This window comes from Variovorax sp. 770b2 (assembly GCF_900115685.1).
In the GTDB taxonomy this organism is placed as follows: Bacteria; Pseudomonadota; Gammaproteobacteria; order Burkholderiales; family Burkholderiaceae_C; genus Variovorax.
In genome coordinates, this window is the sequence record NZ_FOXJ01000008.1 from 111,684 (window position 1) to 131,497 (window position 19,814).

The 19,814-nt window shown below is 67.6% G+C and carries 22 protein-coding genes and 1 riboswitch; of the genes, 13 read left to right on the forward strand and 9 right to left on the reverse strand.

The genetic code is table 11. The annotated features are described in order from the left end of the window. Positions 1-53: 53 nt before the first annotated feature. Entirely contained in the window at positions 54-1,319 is a 1,266-nt protein-coding gene (locus BM133_RS29925; protein WP_093442300.1) for an MFS transporter, read from the forward strand. Here the strand turns inward: BM133_RS29925 and BM133_RS29930 are convergent. Beyond that, entirely contained in the window at positions 1,309-2,157 is an 849-nt protein-coding gene (locus BM133_RS29930) for an HAD-IIB family hydrolase (protein ID WP_093442303.1), read from the reverse strand. The two genes, BM133_RS29925 and BM133_RS29930, sit on opposite strands and share 11 nt — an antisense overlap. A gap of 94 nt (positions 2,158-2,251) precedes the next feature. Here BM133_RS29930 and BM133_RS29935 point away from each other — a divergent pair, with 94 nt between their 5' ends. The 3 genes from BM133_RS29935 to BM133_RS29945 are packed head-to-tail and all read left to right on the forward strand — an operon-like array spanning position 2,252 to position 4,898. Beyond that, positions 2,252-3,247: an ABC transporter ATP-binding protein gene (locus BM133_RS29935; RefSeq protein WP_093442306.1), complete on the forward strand. Its 996-nt coding sequence runs from the start codon at positions 2,252-2,254 to the stop codon at positions 3,245-3,247. 59 nt (positions 3,248-3,306) lie between these two features. After that, complete coding sequence (locus tag BM133_RS29940; protein ID WP_093442687.1) at positions 3,307-4,089, forward strand: ABC transporter permease; 783 nt, start codon at positions 3,307-3,309, stop codon at positions 4,087-4,089. 5 nt (positions 4,090-4,094) lie between these two features. Further along, entirely contained in the window at positions 4,095-4,898 is an 804-nt protein-coding gene (locus BM133_RS29945) for an ABC transporter permease (protein WP_093442309.1), read from the forward strand. A gap of 16 nt (positions 4,899-4,914) precedes the next feature. Here the strand turns inward: BM133_RS29945 and BM133_RS29950 are convergent, their stop codons facing one another. The 7 genes from BM133_RS29950 to BM133_RS29980 all read right to left on the reverse strand — a co-directional run bounded on the left by BM133_RS29950 (position 4,915) and on the right by BM133_RS29980 (position 10,992). After that, positions 4,915-6,543, reverse strand: coding sequence for a peptide chain release factor 3 (locus BM133_RS29950; protein ID WP_093442311.1), 1,629 nt, complete (start codon positions 6,541-6,543; stop codon positions 4,915-4,917). Between the two features lie 66 nt (positions 6,544-6,609). Further along, entirely contained in the window at positions 6,610-7,212 is a 603-nt protein-coding gene (locus BM133_RS29955; protein WP_093442314.1) for a GNAT family N-acetyltransferase, read from the reverse strand. Further along, the gene (locus tag BM133_RS29960; protein ID WP_093442317.1) at positions 7,209-8,282 is read right to left on the reverse strand and encodes an alpha/beta fold hydrolase; all 1,074 of its coding nucleotides are present in this window, start codon (positions 8,280-8,282) and stop codon (positions 7,209-7,211) included. The genes BM133_RS29955 and BM133_RS29960 overlap by 4 nt, the downstream gene beginning before the upstream one ends. Continuing rightward, complete coding sequence (locus BM133_RS29965; protein ID WP_093442319.1) at positions 8,279-8,728, reverse strand: cyclin family protein; 450 nt, start codon at positions 8,726-8,728, stop codon at positions 8,279-8,281. Before BM133_RS29965 ends, BM133_RS29960 begins: the two co-directional genes overlap by 4 nt. Before the next feature lie 28 nt (positions 8,729-8,756). Next, on the reverse strand, positions 8,757-9,674 hold the full coding sequence (locus BM133_RS29970) for an alpha/beta fold hydrolase (RefSeq protein ID WP_093442322.1): 918 nt from the start codon (positions 9,672-9,674) through the stop codon (positions 8,757-8,759). A 16-nt stretch (positions 9,675-9,690) separates the two neighbouring features. Further along, positions 9,691-10,194 carry a TIGR01841 family phasin gene (gene phaP, locus BM133_RS29975; protein ID WP_093442325.1) on the reverse strand — a complete coding sequence of 168 codons (504 nt, stop codon included), beginning with the start codon at positions 10,192-10,194 and terminating at the stop codon, positions 9,691-9,693. Positions 10,195-10,356: 162 nt separating this feature from the next. Then, a complete protein-coding gene (locus BM133_RS29980) occupies positions 10,357-10,992 on the reverse strand; it encodes a hypothetical protein (protein ID WP_093442327.1) in 636 nt (211 codons plus the stop codon). A gap of 124 nt (positions 10,993-11,116) precedes the next feature. Next, a riboswitch (S-adenosyl-L-homocysteine riboswitch) is annotated at positions 11,117-11,185 on the forward strand. A gap of 73 nt (positions 11,186-11,258) precedes the next feature. Between BM133_RS29980 and ahcY the strand changes: the two genes are divergently transcribed. The 4 genes from ahcY (at position 11,259) to BM133_RS30000 (ending at position 15,103) form a co-directional block, all read left to right on the forward strand. Further along, positions 11,259-12,698: an adenosylhomocysteinase gene (gene ahcY, locus BM133_RS29985; RefSeq protein ID WP_093442330.1), complete on the forward strand. Its 1,440-nt coding sequence runs from the start codon at positions 11,259-11,261 to the stop codon at positions 12,696-12,698. 71 nt (positions 12,699-12,769) lie between these two features. Then, complete coding sequence (locus BM133_RS29990) at positions 12,770-13,558, forward strand: TlyA family RNA methyltransferase (protein ID WP_093442332.1); 789 nt, start codon at positions 12,770-12,772, stop codon at positions 13,556-13,558. A 10-nt stretch (positions 13,559-13,568) separates the two neighbouring features. After that, positions 13,569-14,393 carry a methylenetetrahydrofolate reductase [NAD(P)H] gene (metF, locus tag BM133_RS29995; RefSeq protein WP_093442335.1) on the forward strand — a complete coding sequence of 275 codons (825 nt, stop codon included), beginning with the start codon at positions 13,569-13,571 and terminating at the stop codon, positions 14,391-14,393. Positions 14,394-14,476: 83 nt separating this feature from the next. Further along, on the forward strand, positions 14,477-15,103 hold the full coding sequence (locus BM133_RS30000) for a septal ring lytic transglycosylase RlpA family protein (protein WP_093442689.1): 627 nt from the start codon (positions 14,477-14,479) through the stop codon (positions 15,101-15,103). Positions 15,104-15,120: 17 nt separating this feature from the next. Here BM133_RS30000 and BM133_RS30005 read toward each other — a convergent pair whose 3' ends face one another. Continuing rightward, positions 15,121-16,071, reverse strand: a complete 951-nt coding sequence (locus BM133_RS30005) for a 23S rRNA (adenine(2030)-N(6))-methyltransferase RlmJ (protein WP_093442338.1) — start codon at positions 16,069-16,071, stop codon at positions 15,121-15,123. An 89-nt stretch (positions 16,072-16,160) separates the two neighbouring features. On the opposite strand from BM133_RS30005, the gene BM133_RS30010 reads away from it, so the two are divergent. From BM133_RS30010 to mdtD, 5 genes are all read left to right on the forward strand, one after another. Then, positions 16,161-16,688, forward strand: a complete 528-nt coding sequence (locus tag BM133_RS30010) for a hypothetical protein (protein ID WP_143100236.1) — start codon at positions 16,161-16,163, stop codon at positions 16,686-16,688. 217 nt (positions 16,689-16,905) lie between these two features. After that, positions 16,906-17,337, forward strand: coding sequence for a 50S ribosomal protein L13 (gene rplM / locus BM133_RS30015; protein ID WP_013543664.1), 432 nt, complete (start codon positions 16,906-16,908; stop codon positions 17,335-17,337). Between the two features lie 12 nt (positions 17,338-17,349). Continuing rightward, positions 17,350-17,742 carry a 30S ribosomal protein S9 gene (gene rpsI / locus BM133_RS30020; RefSeq protein ID WP_007827948.1) on the forward strand — a complete coding sequence of 131 codons (393 nt, stop codon included), beginning with the start codon at positions 17,350-17,352 and terminating at the stop codon, positions 17,740-17,742. Between the two features lie 180 nt (positions 17,743-17,922). Further along, positions 17,923-18,288, forward strand: a complete 366-nt coding sequence (gene erpA / locus BM133_RS30025; RefSeq protein ID WP_013543663.1) for an iron-sulfur cluster insertion protein ErpA — start codon at positions 17,923-17,925, stop codon at positions 18,286-18,288. Positions 18,289-18,378: 90 nt separating this feature from the next. Next, positions 18,379-19,812, forward strand: a complete 1,434-nt coding sequence (mdtD, locus tag BM133_RS30030) for a multidrug transporter subunit MdtD (RefSeq protein ID WP_093442342.1) — start codon at positions 18,379-18,381, stop codon at positions 19,810-19,812. The last annotated feature ends 2 nt before the right edge of the window (positions 19,813-19,814 follow it).

Genomic DNA, 19,814 nt, shown 5'->3' on the forward strand with positions numbered 1-19,814 from the left:
AATCTACAGGTCTAGAATCACAAAAGCTAAAAAAATTGCGTTAAGGATCTCCAATGCCTTCCTCCTGCCCTGAACTCGCCGTTGCCACCGCCGACGTCGCTGCCCGTTCCAAGCCCTGGCGCCTGCCGTCGGCGGTCGGTTTCCCGCTGCTGGCCGCGGTGCTGTTCGCCTTCTTCTTCGCCGCGGCCGCGCCCACGCCGCTGTTCGTGGTGTTCCAGCACGCCTGGGGCTTCTCGGCGTCGATGCTCACGGTGGCGTTCGCGATCTATGCGATTGCGCTGCTGATCTCGCTGCTGGTCGCCGGCTCGCTCTCGGACCACATCGGCCGCCGCCCGGTGGTGCTGGCGGCGCTGGTGCTGCAGGCGGTGGCGATGGGGCTCTTCGTGCTGGCAGAGGACATCGCCGGGTTGATCGTCGCGCGCATCGTGCAGGGCGTGGCCACGGGCATCGCCAGCGGCGCGCTGAGCGCGGCGGTGGTGGAGGCCGCGCCGGCATCGCGCAAGCGCCTGGGCGCGCTGATCACCAGCGTGTCGCCGCTCGCGGGGCTCGCGGTAGGGGCGCTGCTGACCGGCATGGCGGTCAGGTTCACCGACCAGCCGGTGACGCTGGTGTTCGGCGTGCTGGCCGTGGTGTTCGCTGTCGGCGCGGCGGTGGTGCTGTGGATGCCCGAGACCGTCACGCCGCGCGCTGGCGCTCTTGCTTCGCTGGTGCCGCGCGTGTCGATTCCCACGCGAGCCCGGGCCGACTTCGTGCGGGGTCTCCCGGTGCTCATCGCGGTGTGGGCGCTGGGCGGCCTGTACCTGTCGCTCGCGCCGTCGCTGATGCTGCATGTGTTCCATGTCGACAACGGCGTGGTCAACGGCCTCACGGTGGCGGTGCTCTCGGGCTTCGGCGCGCTCGCGCCCACCTTGCTCGGCCGCTTCCCCGCACCGCGCACGGTCGTCTTCGGCGCGGCCAGCATCGCGGTGGGGCTGGTGTTGTTGCTGGCGTCGCTGGCGACGAAATCGCTCGCGCTGTTCTTTGTGGGTACCGCGATCGCGGGCCTGGGCTTCGGCGGCGCGTTCTCGGCGTTGGTGCAGACGCTGGCGCCGCTCGCCGATTCGCACGAGCGCGGCGAGCTGTTCGCCGCCATCTTCGTGGTCTGCTACCTCGCGTTCAGCCTGCCCGCGATGCTGGCGGGCTTCCTGGTGAAGCCGCTCGGCCTGCTGAACACGGTGCAAGGCTATGCGGCAGTGCTGCTGCTGATCACGGCCTTCGGCATCTGGCGGCAATGGGCGGCGCTGCGCAGCAACGCGCGCAGCCTGCCGGTCAGCGGCTAGCGCGCACCGAGAGCATCGCGCGCGCCGCCTCGGCAAAGCCGACGCCGCGCTCGCCCTCCGTCACGTAGCGCGGCAGGTGCTCCAGCTGCGGCACGAAGCGCGCCACGTTCGCCACGCCGATGCTGCTCGCGAAGGTGCGGAACATCAGCTGGTCGTTGGTGGAGTCGCCCACGTAGGCCCAGCGGTCGAGCTCATCGTCGAGCGTGCGGCCCCAGAGCTCGCGCACGATCCAGCGCGCGCCCTCCAGCTTGTCGTTGTCGCCGTACCAGCCGTTGATGTGGATGCTGCTCACCGTGGCATGCATGCCTTCGCTGCGCATCAGCGCGACGACGTGCGCGATGGTCTCCTCGTCCAGCTGCACGAACTCGCTGTGGTCGATGGCGATGTCGGTCTCACGCCCCGCCGAGTCGGTGGCGCGCTGCGCACCCGGGATCTCGCGCTCGATGCGCGCCAGCACCGCCTGCATGCGCTCGAAGTTGGCGGCGCGCGTGGGCGCATCCTGCTGGTAGCGCTTCTGGATCCGCCCATCCGCCGTGGGCAGCAGCGCCACCGCGCCGTTCTCCGCCACGATCGCATCGACCGGCCAGGTGGTGACGAAGGGCAGGCTCCAGCCGACAGGCCGGCCGGTGATCGCCACGATGGCGAAGCCGGCTGCCTTCAGGTCGCCGAGCGCCTGCAGCGCATCGGCCGTGATCGCGCCGTCGGTGGTGAGCGTGTCGTCGATGTCCGTGAACACGCCGATGAGCGCGCTGCGCGCCGGCGCGGCCCAGCGGTCCAGCGGCAGCAGGTGGGTGGGCGAGGCGGGCAGGAGGGACGATGAAGGCGACGAAGACGACATGGCGATGAATCTCTGGAGAGCCCGAGATCGTACCGGCGCTTTCGTGTAGCATCCCGCCCCCGCCGCGCCTTCCCGGCCGGCGCGGCTCTTTTCCATGCCCCACATCCTCGTCGACCACCTCCTCAAGACCTACCGGATTTCCGAGCGCGACCCGGGCGTGATGGGCGCGCTGCGCGGCCTGCTGCATCGCCGCCACCGCACGGTGCAGGCGCTGTCGGGCGTGTCCTTCGAGCTGCAGCGCGGCGAACTGCTCGGCTTCATCGGGCCGAACGGCGCGGGCAAGTCGACCACCATCAAGATCCTCGCGGGCATCCTGCGGCCCGATGGCGGGCGCGTGGAGGTCGATGGCCGCGATCCCTTCGCGGACCGCGAGCGGCACGTGGCGCGCATCGGCGTGGTCTTCGGCCAGCGCACGCAGCTGTGGTGGGACCTGCCCGTGGGCGACGGCTTCGACCTCTTGCGCGACATCTACCGCGTCGATGCGCAGCGCTATAGACGCACGCGCGACGAGCTGGTCGCGCTGCTGCACCTGGAGCGCGTGCTCGACCAGCCGGTGCGCCAGCTCTCGCTGGGCCAGCGCATGCGCGCGGAGATCGCGGCGGCGCTGCTGCACGAGCCCGACATCCTCTTCCTCGACGAGCCGACCATCGGCCTGGATGCGCCCTCCAAGCTCGCGGTGCGCGACTTCGTGCGCCGCGCCAACCGCGAGCGCGGCACCACGGTGCTGCTCACCACGCACGACATGCACGACATCGAGGCGCTGGCCCAGCGCGTGATCGTCATCGGCCACGGCCGCGTGCTGGCCGACAGCCCGGTCGAGGCGCTGCGCGCGCAGGTGATGGCCGAGCGCCGATTGATCGTCGATTTCGCGCAGGACGCCGCGCTGCCCGCACACGTGCCCGGTGCCACGGTGCATGCCCGCGACGGGCAGACGCTGGTGCTCGATTTCGATCCTTCGGTGACCACCGCGCCGGCGCTGATCGCGCGCATCGCCGCCGAGCACGCGGTGGAGGACATCCGCCTGGAAGGCATGGCGATCGAGGCGGTGATCGCGCGCTTCTATGCGATGCATGGAGCGGCCGAAGCGTGACGCAATTGCGAACCCTCGCGCGCCCCTACGTCGCGGCCTTCGCCTCGCGCTTCCTGCAGATGCTGCAGTACCGCACGGCCGCGCTCGCGGGCTTCGCCACGCAGTGCTGGTGGGGCGGCATCAAGGTGATGGTGTTCGCCGCCTTCTACGGCGGCACGGCCATCGCGGGCGCGAGTTCGTCGATGTCGCTCGCGCAGGCCATCACCTACACATGGCTGGCCCAGGGGCTGCTCGTGCTGCTGCCCTGGCTCGGCGACCCCGAAGTGGCGCAGGCCGTTCGCACCGGCGCGGTCGCCTACGACCGCCTGCGCCCGGTGGACGCCTACGCGCTGTGGTTCGCGGGCAGCGCCGGATGGATTGCCGCGCGCGTGCTGCCGCGCGTGGCGCTGATGGCGGCGTTCGCGGCGGTCGCATTGCCATTGGCGGGGCTTGGCGAATGGGCCTGGCAGTTGCCCGCGAATTGGGCCTCGGGGCTCGCATTCCTCCTGTCCACGGTGCTGGCGCTGCTTCTGTCGGCATCGATGGTGATGCTGCTCAACGTGGCGGCCACCGCCGCGCTCAACGAGCGCGGCATCAGCGCGGTGGCGACGCCCGTGGTGATCGTGCTGTCGGGCAACCTGCTGCCGCTCGCGCTGTTGCCGGACGCCTGGCAGACGGTGCTGCTGGTCCAGCCACTGGCCGGGCTGATGGACATTCCGGCGCGGCTGTACTTCGGGCAATTGGCCGGTTGGCATGCCGTGGCCGCGCTCGCGCTGCAGTGCTTCTGGATCGTCGTGATCGTCGCGGCGGGACGCTTCGCGATGGGCCGCACGATGCGCAGCCTCCAGATCCAGGGGGGCTGACCGGGATGGGCTCGCTTGCTCTTTTCTTTCGCCTCGTGCGCGCGTCCATCGGCGGCCAGGCGCGCTATCCCGCCTCGGCGCTGATGCTGACCGTCGGCCAGTTCCTGGGCACCGGCATCGAGGTGATCGTCGTCTGGGCGCTGTTCCATCGCTTCGGCGATGTGCAGGGCTGGCGCATCGGCGAGGTGGCGCTGTTCTATGGCCTGGTCAACTGCATGTTCGCGCTGGCCGACGCATTGGGCCGCGGCTTCGACGTGCTCGGCACCGAGTTCCTGCGCACCGGCGCCTTCGACCGCCTGCTGCTGCGCCCGCGTCCCCTGGCGCTGCAGCTGATGGGCAACGACTTTCGCATCAGCCGCGCGGGCCGCCTGCTGCAGGGCTTGGCCGTCATGGCGTTCGCCACGCAGCAGGCAGGCATCGAATGGACGCCGGCCGCGGCGGCCATCGCGCTGTTCGCGCTGGCCGGTGGGGTCGCGTTGTTCCTCGGCATCCTGGTGCTGCAGGGCACGCTGTCGTTCTGGACCGTCGAGAGCCTGGAGATCGCCAACGTGCTCACCTACGGCGGCGTGCAGGCGGCGCAGTATCCGCTGGCGCTGTATGCGCGGTGGTTCCGCCGCGTGCTGACCTTCGCGGTGCCGCTGGCCTGCGTGGCCTATTACCCGGCGCTGGCGATCCTGGGCAAGGCCGATCCGCTGGGGGCGCCAGGGTGGGTGGGCATCGTGTCGCCGGTCACGGGCTTCGTGTTCCTGGCGGCTGCCTTCGGCGTGTGGCGGCTGGGGGTGCGCCGCTACGCGTCGACGGGCAGCTAGGACTTTTTCGCAGCGATCAACCGGCGCTCTGCAGCGCCAGCCCCGCGTGCTCCCGCAGCGGATGGAAGTGGATCTTCGGAAACCGCTCCTGCGCCAGCCGCACGTCGTAGGGCGACGTGCAGAGAAAGGCCAGCGTGTCGGCCGCGTCCTTGGCCATGCGCACCGGATAGGCGTTGACGAACTCGCGCAGCTCGGCCGGGGTGTCGGCCGTGATCCAGCGCGCGCCCGTGTACTGGCAGCCTTCGAGCCGCACGTCGGCGTCGTACTCGGCCTTCAGGCGGTGCTGCACCACTTCGAACTGCAACTGGCCGACCGCGCCCAGCAGCATCGGCCCGCCGACTTCGGGGCGGAACACCTGGATCGCGCCTTCTTCGCCGAGTTGCGCCAGGCCTTGCTGCAATTGCTTGGTGCGCAGGGGGTTCTTCAGGATCACGGTCATGAACAGCTCGGGCGCGAAGAAGGGCAGCCCGGTGAACTGCAGGCTCGCGCCGTCGGTGATGGTGTCGCCCAGCTGCACGCCGCCGTGCGTGGTGAAGCCCACGATGTCGCCTGCATAGGCTTCTTCGACCGCTTCGCGGCGCTGGCTCATGAAGGTCACGACGCTGGTGGGCCGCAGCTCCTTGGACGTGCGCTGCACCTTGAGCTTCATGCCCGGCGTGTACTTGCCCGAGGCCATGCGCACGAAGGCGATGCGGTCGCGGTGGTTGGCGTCCATGTTGGCCTGCACCTTGAAGACCACGCCCGCGAAGTCCTTGTCCTCGGGCTGGATCTCCTTCACCACCGGCTGGCGGTTGACCATGGTGGTGCTGGTGCGCGACTGCGGTTGCGGGGCCAGGTCGACCAGCGCGTCGAGCACTTCCATCACGCCGAAGTTGTTCACGCCCGAGCCGAAGAACACCGGCGTCTGCTTGCCGGCGAGGAACGCCTCGCGGTCCCAGGTGGGCGAAGCGCCGGTGGCCAGCTCCATGCTGTCCATCGCGGATTCGAAATCGGCGCCGAAGCGCTTGGTGAGCGTTTCGCGGTCGGTCAGCGGGATGGTCTCGAAGTCGTGCGGCAGCCGTTCGCTGCCCGACTCGAACACCGTCATCGTCTGCGTGCGCAGGTTCATGATCCCGCGGAAGCTCTTGCCCTGGCCCACGGGCCATGTCATCGGCACGCAGGGCATGCCGAGCTCGCGCTCCACTTCGTCCAGGATGTCCAGCGGCTCGCGCACTTCGCGGTCCATCTTGTTGACGAAGGTGATGATGGGCGTGTCGCGCTGGCGGCAGACCTCGATGAGGCGGCGCGTCTGCGCTTCCACGCCGTTGGCCGCGTCGATCACCATCAGCGCCGAGTCGACGGCGGTGAGCACGCGGTAGGTGTCTTCCGAGAAGTCCTTGTGGCCGGGCGTGTCCAGCAGGTTGATGACGTGGTCGCGGTACAGCATCTGCATGACCGACGAGGCCACCGAGATGCCGCGCTGCTTTTCGATTTCCATCCAGTCGGAGGTGGCGTGGCGCGAGGCCTTGCGCGCCTTCACCGAGCCGGCGATCTGGATCGCGCCCGAGAAAAGCAGCAGCTTTTCGGTCAGCGTGGTCTTGCCGGCGTCAGGGTGGGAAATGATCGCGAAGGTGCGGCGGCGGCGGGTTTCTGAGACAAAAGACAAGGTGGGCAATCTGCGGGGGAATGCCGCGATTTTAGAAGGCCGCCCCGAAACCGCCGGCCCCGGGGCCTAAAACGCCTCCGTCACCCCATACGCCCGCATCTGCGCCTCGAACTGCGCCACGTCGTTGCTCAGCACCACGAGGTCGTGCGCCTGGCCCTGCCGGTCCTTCACATGCTTGCTCAGAAGTGCCTCGGGCCGGAAGCCCAGCGCCTGGAAGACGGCAATCGCGCCGCGCTGGTCGACCGTCATCTGCGCGACGATCTTTTCCTGCCCGCGTTCGACCGCCAGCGCACAGCCCTCCTGCGCGAGCTGCTGGCCCAGGCCGCTGCCGCGCAGCGCCGGCGCCACCAGCACGCGCAGCTCGGCCACGTGACCTGACCAGGAATGCGGATCGCGGATCACCGCCGCGCATCCGAGCACCGTGCTGCCGCGCACCGCGAGCACGCTGTCGATGTCGCCGCGCTCGATGGCGCGCACCCAGGCGCCCATCACCTTTGGCTCGGTGATGTCGCGCGGCAAGAAGAGCAGGTCGTGCGCCGGCAGCGCCTTCGCAAAGGCCAGCACGGCAGGGGCGTCGTACGCGGTCATCAGGCGCAGCTCGATGGCGCCGTCGCCGTTCGCCACGGTGCGCGGGTAGTTGCGAGAGGAAGAGGCCAAGGTGATGGTCATGTCGAGCGCACTCCAAGCCAGTCGTCCAGTTTGGGCCACAGCCGGCGCACTGCGTTGGCGCCCGCCGCCAGGCTGACGTGGCCGCCCTTGAGCACCACCTCTTCCTTGTCGGCCGAACCGATGTGGGCGACGAGCGGCTGGCCAGCTTCGTAGGGAACGATGTGGTCGTGCTGCGCCAGCGCGTGCAGCACCGGCACCTTGATGTTTTCCAGCAGCACCTTGCGCCCGCCGAGCACCAGCTCGCCCTTGAAGAGCTTGTTATCCCACATCAGCTCTTTCACGGTCTGGCGGAAGTACTCGCCGGCCAGCGGCAGCATCTCGGCGCCCCAGCGGTCGAACATGCGGTACGACTTCACGAACTCGTCGTTGGCCATGTTGTCCCACAGCTGCACCACGCCGGCGCTGCGGCCCGCGGGACGCAGCATGTCGAACGAAGCGAACAGCATTTCGGGTGGCACGTTGCCGATGGTGTCGATGAGCCGGTCGACATCGAAATAACGCCGGTCCGACCACGCATGGAAGAGCTTCATGCGGCTGAAGTCGATGGGCGTGGTGAAGAGCGCGAGGTTCTTCATCGGCCCGTCCGGGTGCAGCGCCGCGTAGAGCGTGGAGAGCACGCCGCCCATGCAGTAGCCGGCGATGGTGACGTCTTCCTCGCCCGAGTCTTCCTGAACGCGGCGGATGGAATCGGGAATGAAGTCGAGCACGTAGTCCTCGATGCGCAGGCGCTTCTCGTCGGCGCGCGGCGCGTTCCAGTCCATCACGTAGACGTCGTAGCCCTTCAGGAGCAGGTACTCGACCATGCTCTGGCCGGGCGCCAGGTCGAAGATGTAGGCGCGGTTGGTGGTGGCCATCACCATCAGCACCGGCACGCGGTAGATCTCGTCGACCATCGGACGGTAGTGGTAGAGGCTCAGCGTGCCGCGGCGGTGGATCTCGTCCTTGGGCGTCTGGCCGACAGAGGGCGTGGCGGAGGTGAGGAAATCCAGGCCCTTGATGTTGCGCTGGATCGCGCGCTCGATCTCCGCGCCGATGTCGGGCAGGGCGAGCGCCTCGGCCATGGCGTTCATCGCGCGCTGCGCTTTCTCGCGGGGCGCTTCGGTGCGGGGGGCGGTGCCGGGGCCGGGGCTTTCGCGGCGGCCGCAGCTTGCGGCGGCTGTCTGGTGCGGCGCGGCTTGGGCGGCGCGTGCGCAGCTGCGGAGGTTGCCGGGCTCCGCCCGCCTTCGCCTTCCATCGCGCGGCTGATGTTCGCCAGGTGATCGTCGATGCGCTGCAACTGCTCGCCCAGTGCCTGGATGTCGGCGCGCGTGGGCAGGTTCAGCATCGTGAGGTAGCGCGCCATCAGGTCGCCCAGCCCCTTCTGCGCGGTGAGCGATGCGTTCATGCCGCCGTGCATGCCCTGGCGGAACGGGTCCGAGGCCATGGTCTCGTTGGCGAATTCGTTGGTGCTCTTTTCCCATTGGGCCGTGAGCTCGCGCCACATGGCCATCGGGTCGAGGGGGGAGAACTTGTTCATGGACAGGGCCCCGTCGTCTATCGGTCGTTCAGTGATCGCGGCGCTGCCCGGTGTGCGCGGCGATGGCGTCGATGATCTGCGGCCACATCGGAATCGGCAGCGCGTGGCCCATGCGCGGAATGCGCAGCAGCTTCGCGCCCGCAATGGCATCGGCCACATCGACGCCGCAGGCCACCGGCACCAGCGGATCGGCGTCGCCGTGGATCACCAGCGTGGGCACCTGCACGTCGCGCAGCGCGGGCTTGCGGTTGCCGGACGCGAAGATCGCCGCCAGCTGGCGCGCCACGCCGCCCGGGTTGAGCCCGCGCAGGAAGATGAGCTGCGCGCGCTCGGCATCGCGTGCCTCGTCCAGCGGAAAGTCGGGGCCGCGCAGCACGTGCCAGACCTTCCTGTAGTGCGGCAGGTAGGCATCGAAGGAAAGCGGCGTCGGCGAGAACAGCACCGCCATCGCCTCGGGCGTGGGCGGCGGCAGCGCCGGGTTGCCGGTGGTGGACATGATGCTGGTGAAGGAGCGCATGCGGTGCGGGTGATGGATGGCCATCTCCTGCCCGATGGCGCCGCCCATCGATGCGCCCACGATGTGCGCGCGGTCGATGCCGAGCGCGTCGAGCAGGCCGATGCAGTCGGCCGCCATGTCGCGCAGCGTGTAGGGCACCGCAAGCGGCTTGCCCGCCATGGCCTGCAGCATCAGCGCCTGGATGTCGGGAATGCCCAGGTGCGACAGGTGTGTCGAATGGCCGATGTCGCGGTTGTCGAAGCGGATCACGCGGTGCCCGCCGGCTTCGGCCAGGCGGGCGCAGAACGCGTCGTCCCAGGCGACCATCTGGGCCCCGAGGCCCATGATCAGGAGGAGCGGCTGCGCGTCGGGATCGCCGAAGCTGTCCCACGCGAGTTCGACGCCGTTGGCGCGCGTGCGCCGCTCGGTGCGGGGTGGGACGGCGGTCATGGCGAAGGCGCCCGGCTTATTGCTTGCGCTGCAGCAGCTTGGTCACTTCGTCCACGTTGGACTGGATGCGCTGGCGCACCACGTCGAAGGCCTCGGCCTGCGACTTGGCGGCGAGATTGGCCAGTTCCTTGATGTCGTCGATGGCGCGCTGGAACGATTGGCGGCCGAGCTCGTCGAGCTTGGCGAGGTTGGCCTTGGCGTCCTTGCCGGGCATTTCCTTGGCGGCGGCCTGCCATTCGGTGATGGCGCTCTTGATCATCTCGGTCTGCCGCTGCACCACGGTCTGCAGGCCCTGGTAGGACTTCTCGTTGGCCTGCATCAGCGCCTGCAGGTCCTTGCGGCCGCTGTCGAGCAACTTGCCCGCGCCGCCGGTGAGGTTCAGTTCCTGCAGGCGATCGGTCATGCCCTTGAGGTTCTTCAGCGGGTTGAGCATGTCGGCGGCGCTGGGCGCGGCCGTCCTGGCGCTGCTGCTACTGCTGGCGGTGGTCTTCTTGGCGGCGGCTTTCTTGGCAGTGGCCATGGTGCGGTATCTCCTGTGTCGGGTGAACGGGTGAATGGCAAGGACCGGCCGGACGGCAAAAGTCCCTCGCCACGATACGCCGCACCGGCACGGCCAAGGCCCCCGCGACGGCAAAAATGCCTGCGGGATTTCCCTTGGATATTGAAAGCCTGTACCGAATGCCTACATCGGCGGCGCGAAGCCGTTGCGCCCTGCGGTGACGCGCAGCGCGGTCGGCGTGCCGTTCTTTTCCTGTGCATTGACCAGCACCTTGGCGCCGGGCACCAGGAGGGCCTCGGTGCCGGGGCGGAAGGTCACGACCGGCACGTCGGGCGGCACGATGACGGTCTTCTCACCGCCCTTGTAGGTCAGGCGCAGCTGCTGGCCGCCCTTCACCGATTTCGGCGCCGCGGCCAGGTCGGCGACGGTGGCATTGGTCATGGTGCTCTGCGGCAGCAGGTCCCACGGGCGGTGGCCTTCGCCGGTGCCGCGCGCGGCCTCGGGGAACACCACGACTTCGAGCGCCTTCTGCGAGCCGTCGGCCTGCGGCATTGCGGCGGTGCCGATGAAGCTGCCCTTCTTGATGTCGGCCAGCTTGATGCGGTAGACCTCCGACAGCTGCATGTCGGCCGGCCGCGCAAGGCTGACGACTTCGCCGCCGCGGTCCTGCACCACGAGGGTCTTGGCATCGACGCGGACGATGGTGCCGCGGATGCGGACTTGTTCGGAGGCGGCCTGCGCCGAGGCGGCGATCGGGGCGGCAGCGGCGGCAAGAAGAGCGGCCGAGGCCAGCAGGGTCGAGGGGATTCTGGAGAACATGGGAGGGGTCTTGGGTCTTGGTGTTGGGGTGCGGATCAATGTACGCCTCGAAAATGAAACGTGCTTCCCGTCATGTGGGATACCCCAGCGGTTGGCTCGGCGTGGCGCCCCGTCTACAATCCGCCGTTCCGAGGAGCGTTGCAGCGCCGTCAGGCGTGAGGCTCGGACCACATCGCAACCACGCTCATCCGCTGTTCTCGCGGTGAGTCCTTTTTCCGTCAGACCCCGTACGCAGTGGCATCTTTCAAACCAGTTTTGGAGTTCTCATGAGCGCTGTTCTCAAGCCCACCCCCGTCTTGACCGCCGACCAGGCGATTGCCGACCTGTCCCTCGCCGCCTGGGGCCGCAAGGAAATCCGCATTGCGGAAACCGAAATGCCCGGCCTGATGGCCATCCGCGAAGAGTTCTCGAAGGCGCAGCCGCTCAAGGGCGCGCGCATCACGGGCTCGCTGCACATGACCATTCAGACGGCCGTGCTGATCGAGACGCTGCAAGCCCTGGGCGCCACCGTGCGCTGGGCCTCGTGCAACATCTTCTCGACGCAGGACCACGCTGCCGCGGCCATCGCCGCTTCGGGCACGCCGGTGTTCGCGATCAAGGGCGAGTCGCTGGAAGACTACTGGGGCTACACCCACAGCATCTTCGACTTCGGCCCCAAGGGTTCGGCGGGCGAAGGCCCGAACATGATCCTGGACGACGGCGGCGACGCCACGCTCCTGATGCACCTGGGCCAACGCGCCGAGAAGGACCTGGGCGTGCTGGCCAACCCGACCAGCGAAGAAGAACGCATCCTCTACGCCGCGATCAAGGCCAAGCTGGCCGTCGACAGCACCTGGTACACCCGCAAGTCGGCTGAAATCATCGGCGTGACCGAAGAAACGACCACCGGCGTGCACCGCCTGAACGAGATGAGCGCCAAGGGCACGCTGCTGTTCCGCGCCATCAACGTGAACGACTCGGTCACCAAGAGCAAGTTCGACAACCTGTACGGCTGCCGCGAATCGCTGGTGGACGGCATCAAGCGCGCGACCGACGTGATGATCGCCGGCAAGGTGGCCTGCGTGGCCGGCTACGGCGACGTGGGCAAGGGCTCGGCCCAGGCCCTGCGTGCACTGAGCGCCCAGGTGTGGGTCACCGAGATCGACCCGATCAACGCCCTGCAGGCCGCGATGGAAGGCTACAAGGTCGTGACGATGGAATACGCGGCCGACAAGGCCGACATCTTCGTGACGACCACCGGCAACAAGGACGTCATCACGCACGACACGATGGCCAAGATGAAGGACCAGGCCATCGTCTGCAACATCGGCCACTTCGACAACGAGATCGACGTCGCGTCGATCGAGAAGTACGAGTGGGAAGAAATCAAGCCGCAGGTCGACCACATCACCTTCCCGGACGGCAAGAAGATCATCCTGCTGGCCAAGGGCCGCCTGGTGAACCTGGGCTGCGGCACGGGCCACCCGAGCTTCGTGATGTCGTCGTCGTTCGCCAACCAGACCATCGCGCAGATCGAGCTGTTCACCAAGCAGGACGCCTACAAGGCCGGCAAGGTCTACGTGCTGCCCAAGCACCTGGACGAGAAGGTCGCGCGCCTGCACCTGAAGAAGGTCGGCGCCATGCTGACCGAGCTGACCGACTCGCAAGCCGCCTACATCGGCGTGAGCAAGAGTGGCCCGTACAAGCCGGACACGTACCGCTACTGATCGCATGATGAAAAACCTCCGTGCTTCGCACTGCGGTGCGAGCTTGCTTGGGGCGGCCCGGCGCTTCGTTCATGCGCGCTGATCAACTGCTGGTGGAACGCGGCCTCGCCGCGTCGCGTTCGCAAGCCGTGCGGCTCATTGCCGGCGGCATGCGCTGGCGCGATGCGGGCACGAGCGACGCATGGCGCGCCGTCGTCAAGAACAAGGACGAAGTGCCCGAGTCCGCGGAGCTCGAGCTGGACGACGCGGCCGAGGCGCGCTACGTCTCGCGCGGCGGGCTCAAGCTCGAAGGAGCGCTGACTGTCAGCGGTGTCGATCCTGCCGGCAAGCTGTGCCTGGACGTGGGCCAGTCGACCGGCGGTTTTACCGATTGCCTGCTGCAGCGCGGCGCGACGAAGGTCGTGGGCGTCGATGTCGGCCATGGGCAACTGCATGCGAAGCTGCGCGAGGACGAGCGCGTCGTCGCCATCGAAGGCGTCAATGCCCGGGCCTTGTCGCCGGACGATCTGCAGGAAGAGGGCGCGTCGGAAGACGAGCTGCGCTTCGACCTGATCGTTGGCGATCTGTCGTTCATCTCGCTCACGCTGGTGCTGCCGGCGGTGGTGCCCTTTCTGGCCGACGACGGGCGCCTGCTGATGCTCGTCAAGCCGCAGTTCGAACTGCAGCCCGGCCAGGTCGGCAAGGGCGGCATCGTGCGCGACGAGACGATGTATGCGGTGGTCCAGAAGCGCCTGCGCGACGCCTGCGCCGCGCTCGACCTGCAGGTGCTGCAGTGGTTCGACAGCCCGATCGCCGGCGGCGATGGCAACCGCGAGTTTTTCATTCACGCCGTGCGCGCGTCCGGCGCGAACGGCTCCTAAGGAGACGCAGGTGCGCCTTCCGCTGAGTTTCGAATTCTTCCCGACCAAGACGCCCGAAGGCGCGGTCAAGCTGCGCGCGGTGCGCCAGCAGCTCTACGTGCGCAAGCCCCAGTTCTGCTCGGTCACCTACGGCGCCGGCGGTTCCACGCACCAGGGCACCTTCGGTGCGGTGCAGGAGATCCTGAGCGAAGGCGTCGACGCCGCGAGCCATTTCTCCTGCATCGGCGCCACCAAGGCCACGGTGCGGGAGCAGCTGGCCGAACTCAAGGCCATGGGCGTGAAGCGCCTGGTCGCGTTGCGCGGCGATCTGCCGAGCGGCTACGGCATCGGCGGCGAGTTCCATTACGCGAGCGACCTCGTCGCCTTCATCCGTGAAGAGACCGGCAGCGACTTTCACATCGAGGTGGCCTGCTACCCCGAGATTCATCCGCAGGCCCGTTCGCCCGAAGCCGACATGCAGGCCTTCGCCGCCAAGGTGAAGGCGGGGGCCGACTCGGCCATCACGCAGTATTTCTTCAGCGCCGAGGCCTACTTCCGCTTCGTCGACGACGCACGCAAGCTCGGGCTCGACACGCCGATCGTGCCGGGCATCATGCCGATCACCAGCTCGACGCAGCTGATGCGCTTCTCGGACGCCTGCGGGGCCGAGATTCCGCGCTGGATCCGCCTGCGGCTGCAGGGCTTCGGCGACGACACGGCATCGATCAAGGCCTTCGGCCTGGACGTGGTGACCGACCTCTGCGCGCGCCTCTGCGACGGCGGCGCACCCGCGATCCATTTCTACACGATGAACCAGTCGGCGGCGACGCTGGCTGTACTGGAGCGCCTCGATTGAGAGGGCGCGCCGCAGGTCCATCGCTGCGCGCGGGGCTTCGCCTCGTGCTCGTCGCTGCGACCTGCGTGCTTGCGGGCTGCGCCATGCCGCCCGCCACCGAGGGCGGTGCCGATCCGGGCGCGGCAGCGGGCTCGCGCCTGCGGCCGCTGTCGCCGGGGCTGGCCGTTCCGCCGGGCGCTTCGGCGCGGTCGGATGTGCCATCGGTGCGCTATGACCTCGCGGTGTCGGGCACCGGCGAGCTGACGCCCGACGACGGCGTGCCCGGTGACGACGGACCCCGCGAGATCTTCGAACGCGGCGGCGCATCCTGGTACGGCATCCAGTTCCACCAGCGCAAGACGGCCAGCGGCGAGCGCTTCGACATGGGCGCCATGACAGCCGCCCACAAGACCCTGCCGTTCAATACGCGCGTTTGCGTGCGCAGCCTGGTCAACGGCAGCGAGGTGCTGGTGCGCATCAACGACCGCGGACCCTATTCGCAAGGCCGCGTGATCGACCTGAGCCGGGCCGCGGCCGACCGCATCGGTCTCACGGGGCTCGGGATCAAGCAGGTCGCGCTGTCGGTCGTCGGCCCCGCGGGCATGCGCTGCGGCGGGGTCGCTGTCGAACCGGGCGAGGTTGCCGCGCCCGTGGCGCCAGGCGCCGATCGCGCCAAGGCCACGGTGCCGGCGCGCCGCAAGGCGGTCGTGCCGCCGCGCCGTCGCCGTTGAGCCGCTGAAAAAGCGGCTCAGCCCCCGCTGTCGAGCGAGAAGGTCGCGTTGCGGTCCTGCGCCAGCTTCTCGGCCAGTTGCGGCAGCGCTGCCGCAAGCAGCGGTTTCAGGGTGTAGGGCGGGTTGATCAGGAACATGCCGCTGGCCGGCAGCCCGGGCCGCTTGGTCTCGCCGGTGGGCGTGGCCGTCAGCTTGCTCGACTTGACCGTCAGCGTGGCATGCAGCCACGGCTTGCCGGCCTTGGTCGCCATGGTCTTGAGCCGGCGCGGCAGGTCGTGCGCCTCGGGCCTCGGAATGATGGGATACCAGACGGCGTAGGTGCCGGTGGCGAAGCGCTTGAGCGCCTCGGTTGCGAAGTCGAGCACGCGGGCGTAGTCGCTCTTGATCTCGTAGCTCGGGTCCATCAGCACCAGCGCGCGGCGAGACGGCGGCGGCAGGAACTTGGTGGCGCTGCCGAAGCCGTCTTCGCGCAGCACGGCGATCTGGCGGCCGGCTTCCAGCTGGGCGATGTTGGCGTCGAGCGTGCGGGCGTCGGTCGGGTGCAACTCGAACAGCTTGAGCTTGTCGTGATCGCGCAGCAGGTGCTGCACGATGAACGGCGAGCCGGGGTAGACGCGGGCGCCGCCCTTGGGGTTGAAGTCGCCGATCACGCTGAGGTAGCGCGCGATCGCGTCGGCCAGCGGGGCCTGGGTTTCCGGCGCCGCTTTCTTGGCCGCCGACTTTGCAGCGGGGGCGGGTGCGGCGGGCTCTTTCGGGGGGGCAAGCAAGCGCAGGATGCCATCGGCCGCTTCACCGCTGGTGTCGGCGTAGTCGCCGTCGAGCCGATACAAGCCAGCGCCGGCGTGGGTGTCGACGACCGTGAGGGCGGCTTCTTTTTCAAGCAGGTGGTCGAGCGTGGCAATCAGCACCGTGTGCTTGAGCACGTCGGCGTGGTTGCCGGCATGGAAGGCGTGGCGGTAACTGAACATGAGGGATTCCGAGTAGGTGGCAGATGCGCAACAGCCTATCAATAGAGGCTGCGGTAACATCAAATTACAAAACGAGAGAGGGAAACAGGATGAGTCCGTCGAACTGGAGATTTTGGGGCCTCGCGGCCTCGATGGGGATTTTGTCGGTCCTGGGCGGCTGCGCCGCCGTCAGCCAAGGGCTCGATCAGCCGATGCGCGTGGACGTCCTGTCGCAGAAGGGCGAGGTCATTCCCGATGCAAGATGCCGAGCCGTCAACGACAAGGCCAAGGTGAGGATGCGCTCCGGCCGGGTCATCGGCGTGCGCCGCTCGCGGGCGGACCTCGTGATCCAGTGTTCGGTCGACGGGCAGGGCGTGGCCACCGGCCAGGCGATCTCGCGTCCCAACATCGGATTCCTGGGGAATTTCGTCATCGCCGGTGGCGTGATCGGCGCTGCGGTCGACGACAGCGCTGGCACGGCCTACACGTACCCTACGTGGATCCAGATGGTCATCGGCGAAGAGCGCCTGTACGACCGCAGTGGGCACCGCGACGAAAGCCTGGACACCGGCACGTTGGTTCGCAAGATCGACACCGGCGTTGCCGTGGCCAGCCCGGTGGCCGCGCCGGCCCGCTGAGCTGCAGCGCCCCGCGCGAAGCCCGGCGACGGCGGAAATTGGCCAGATCGGCCGATTCTTCATATAATCGCGGGCTTCGCAGCGTTTTTGTGGCCCCGCGGCGAAGGCATTCAATCCGTCTTGCGGTGCGAATGAAACCCCACCTAAGAGATTCCCATCAGAGGAACGCCGACCGTGGAAAAGGGCTCGCCAAACCCTCTTTTCAAGAGAAAAACTCATGACCAAAACGTTCAGCGCCAAGCCCGCTGACGTGACGCACGAGTGGTTTGTGATTGACGCGACCGACAAGGTCCTCGGACGAGTAGCCAGCGAAGTTGCTCTCCGTTTGCGCGGCAAACACAAGGCCATTTACACGCCTCACGTCGACACCGGTGACTTCATCGTCATCATCAACGCCGCGCAACTGCGCGTCACCGGCGCCAAGTCGATCGACAAGGTGTACTACCGTCACTCGGGCTACCCGGGCGGCATCAGTGCCACCAACTTCCGCGACATGCAATCCAAGTTCCCGGGCCGTGCCCTGGAAAAGGCCGTCAAGGGCATGCTGCCCAAGGGTCCGCTTGGCTACGCGATGATCAAGAAACTCAAGGTGTACGGTGGTGCTGAGCACCCGCATACCGCCCAACAGCCCAAAGTGCTGGAACTGTAAGGAGCCTTGAGAATGATTGGTGAATGGAACAATGGCACCGGCCGTCGCAAATCCAGCGTCGCCCGTGTGTTTCTGAAAAAAGGCACCGGCAAGATCACGGTCAACGGCAAGGACATCCAAGAGTTCTTCGGCCGCGAAACCTCGATCATGATTGCCAAGCAGCCCCTGGCGCTGACCAACAACCTCGAAGCTTTCGACGTGATGGTCAACGTGAACGGTGGCGGCGAATCGGGTCAAGCCGGCGCTACGCGCCACGGCATCACCCGTGCGCTGATCGACTACGACGCAACGCTCAAGCCCGTGCTGAGCCAAGCCGGCTTCGTGACGCGCGATGCGCGTGAAGTCGAACGTAAGAAGGTCGGTCTGCATTCCGCCCGTCGCCGCAAGCAGTTCAGCAAGCGCTGATCCTGTTCGTTGCGAACAAAAGCCGCCTTCGGGCGGCTTTTTCATTGTCAGTACTTGGCGACGAGGCATCCGACCCCACTTGCGTTGGGGTGCACGCCACAGTCAGCCTGCCGGAAATGCGGCATTGCAGTAGCATTCGTTCCATTGGCCGCATGTCCGGCCCCCAAGGAGTTACCTCTCATGAGCGCCGTAGCCGAAAACATCCAGACCCAGATGCCCGAGCCGATCGTCTTCACCGACAGTGCGGCCGCCAAGGTGGCCGACCTGATCGCCGAGGAAGGCAATCCCGAGCTGAAGCTGCGCGTGTTCGTGCAGGGTGGCGGTTGCTCCGGCTTCCAGTACGGTTTCACCTTCGACGAAATCACCAACGAAGACGACACCACCATGACCAAGAATGGCGTGTCGCTGCTGATCGATGCCATGAGCTACCAGTACCTGGTCGGCGCCGAGATCGACTACAAGGAAGACCTGCAAGGCGCCCAGTTCGTGATCAAGAACCCGAACGCCACCAGCACCTGCGGCTGCGGATCGAGCTTCTCGGCCTGATGCCTGGATGCCGCTGACAAGGCTCCTCCAAGAAAGCCGCCTCCGGGCGGCTTTTTGCTGCCCGTCGTTTTTTGTTTCCCTTCTTTCCCCATGACGTCCGAAGCCGCCACCGCCGTCGATCCTTCCCGCAAGAGCCTGTTGTGGCTCGTGGCCGTCGGCTTCTTCATGCAGACGCTGGACGCCACCATCATCAACACCGCGCTGCCCGCAATGGCTGCGAGCCTGAACGTGAGCCCGCTGCGGATGCAGTCGGTGGTGGTGGCCTATGCGCTCACGATGGCGATGCTGATCCCCGCCTCGGGCTGGATCGCCGACCGTTTCGGCACGCGGCGCATCTTCTTCGCGGCCATCGTGCTGTTTGCCGCCGGATCCGTGCTCTGTGCGCTGTCGCAGGGCCTGGGCCAGCTGGTGGCCGCGCGGGTGGTGCAGGGCCTGGGCGGCGCGTTGCTGCTGCCCGTGGGGCGCCTGGCGCTGCTGCGCACGGTGCCGCGCGGCGAATTCCTTCAGGCGATGAGTTTCGTCGCGATCCCGGGGCTCATAGGTCCCTTGCTGGGGCCGACACTGGGCGGCTGGTTGGTCCAGTACGCCTCCTGGCACTGGATCTTCCTGATCAACGTGCCAGTGGGGCTGGCAGGCTGCATCGCCACGCTCAGATACATGCCGGACCTGCGCGGTGCCATCCAGAAGCGGTTCGACAGTGTCGGCTACGCGATGCTGGCCTTCGGCATGGTGGCGATCTCGCTGGCACTGGATGGCGTGTCGGAACTCGGCTTGCGCCAGGGGGGCGTGATGGTCGTGCTGATCTTCGGCTTCGCGAGCGTGGTGGCTTACTGGCTGCGCGCCGCGCGCACGCCCGAGCCCCTGTTCGCGCCCTCGCTGTTCAGCGTGCCGACCCTCAGCATCGGGCTGATCGGCAACCTGTTCTCGCGCCTGGGCAGCAGTTGCATGCCCTTTCTCGTCCCGTTGCTGCTGCAGGTGTCGATGGGCTATTCGCCGGTGCGCGCCGGCCTGATGATGCTGCCGATCGCCCTCGCGGGCATGGCGATGAAGCGCTTCGCCACGCCGCTCATCACGCGCCACGGCTATCGCAAGGTGCTGGTGGTCAACACCGTGCTGGTGGGCTGCACGATGGCCAGTTTCGGCCTGACGGCGCCCGGCCAGCCCATGGCGCTGCACGTGCTGCAGCTGCTGGCCTTCGGCGCGGTCAATTCCCTGCAGTTCACGGCAATGAACACGATCACGCTCAAGGACCTGGACGGCACCATGGCCAGCAGCGGCAACAGCCTGCTGTCGATGGTGCAGATGCTGGCCATGAGCCTGGGCGTGGCGGCCGCGGGCGCCGTGCTGGCGGGCTACAACGGGATCTTCGGCACCGAGACGGCCACGCACACGCTCGACGCTTTTCAGGCTACTTTTGCGAGCATGGGGTTGATCACGGTGGCATCTGCGCTGATCTTCTGGCATTTGCCCGCAGAAGTGCGTGCGGCACAACCTGCGCAGCCGGAGGTTTCCGGCCAGGGTTGAAG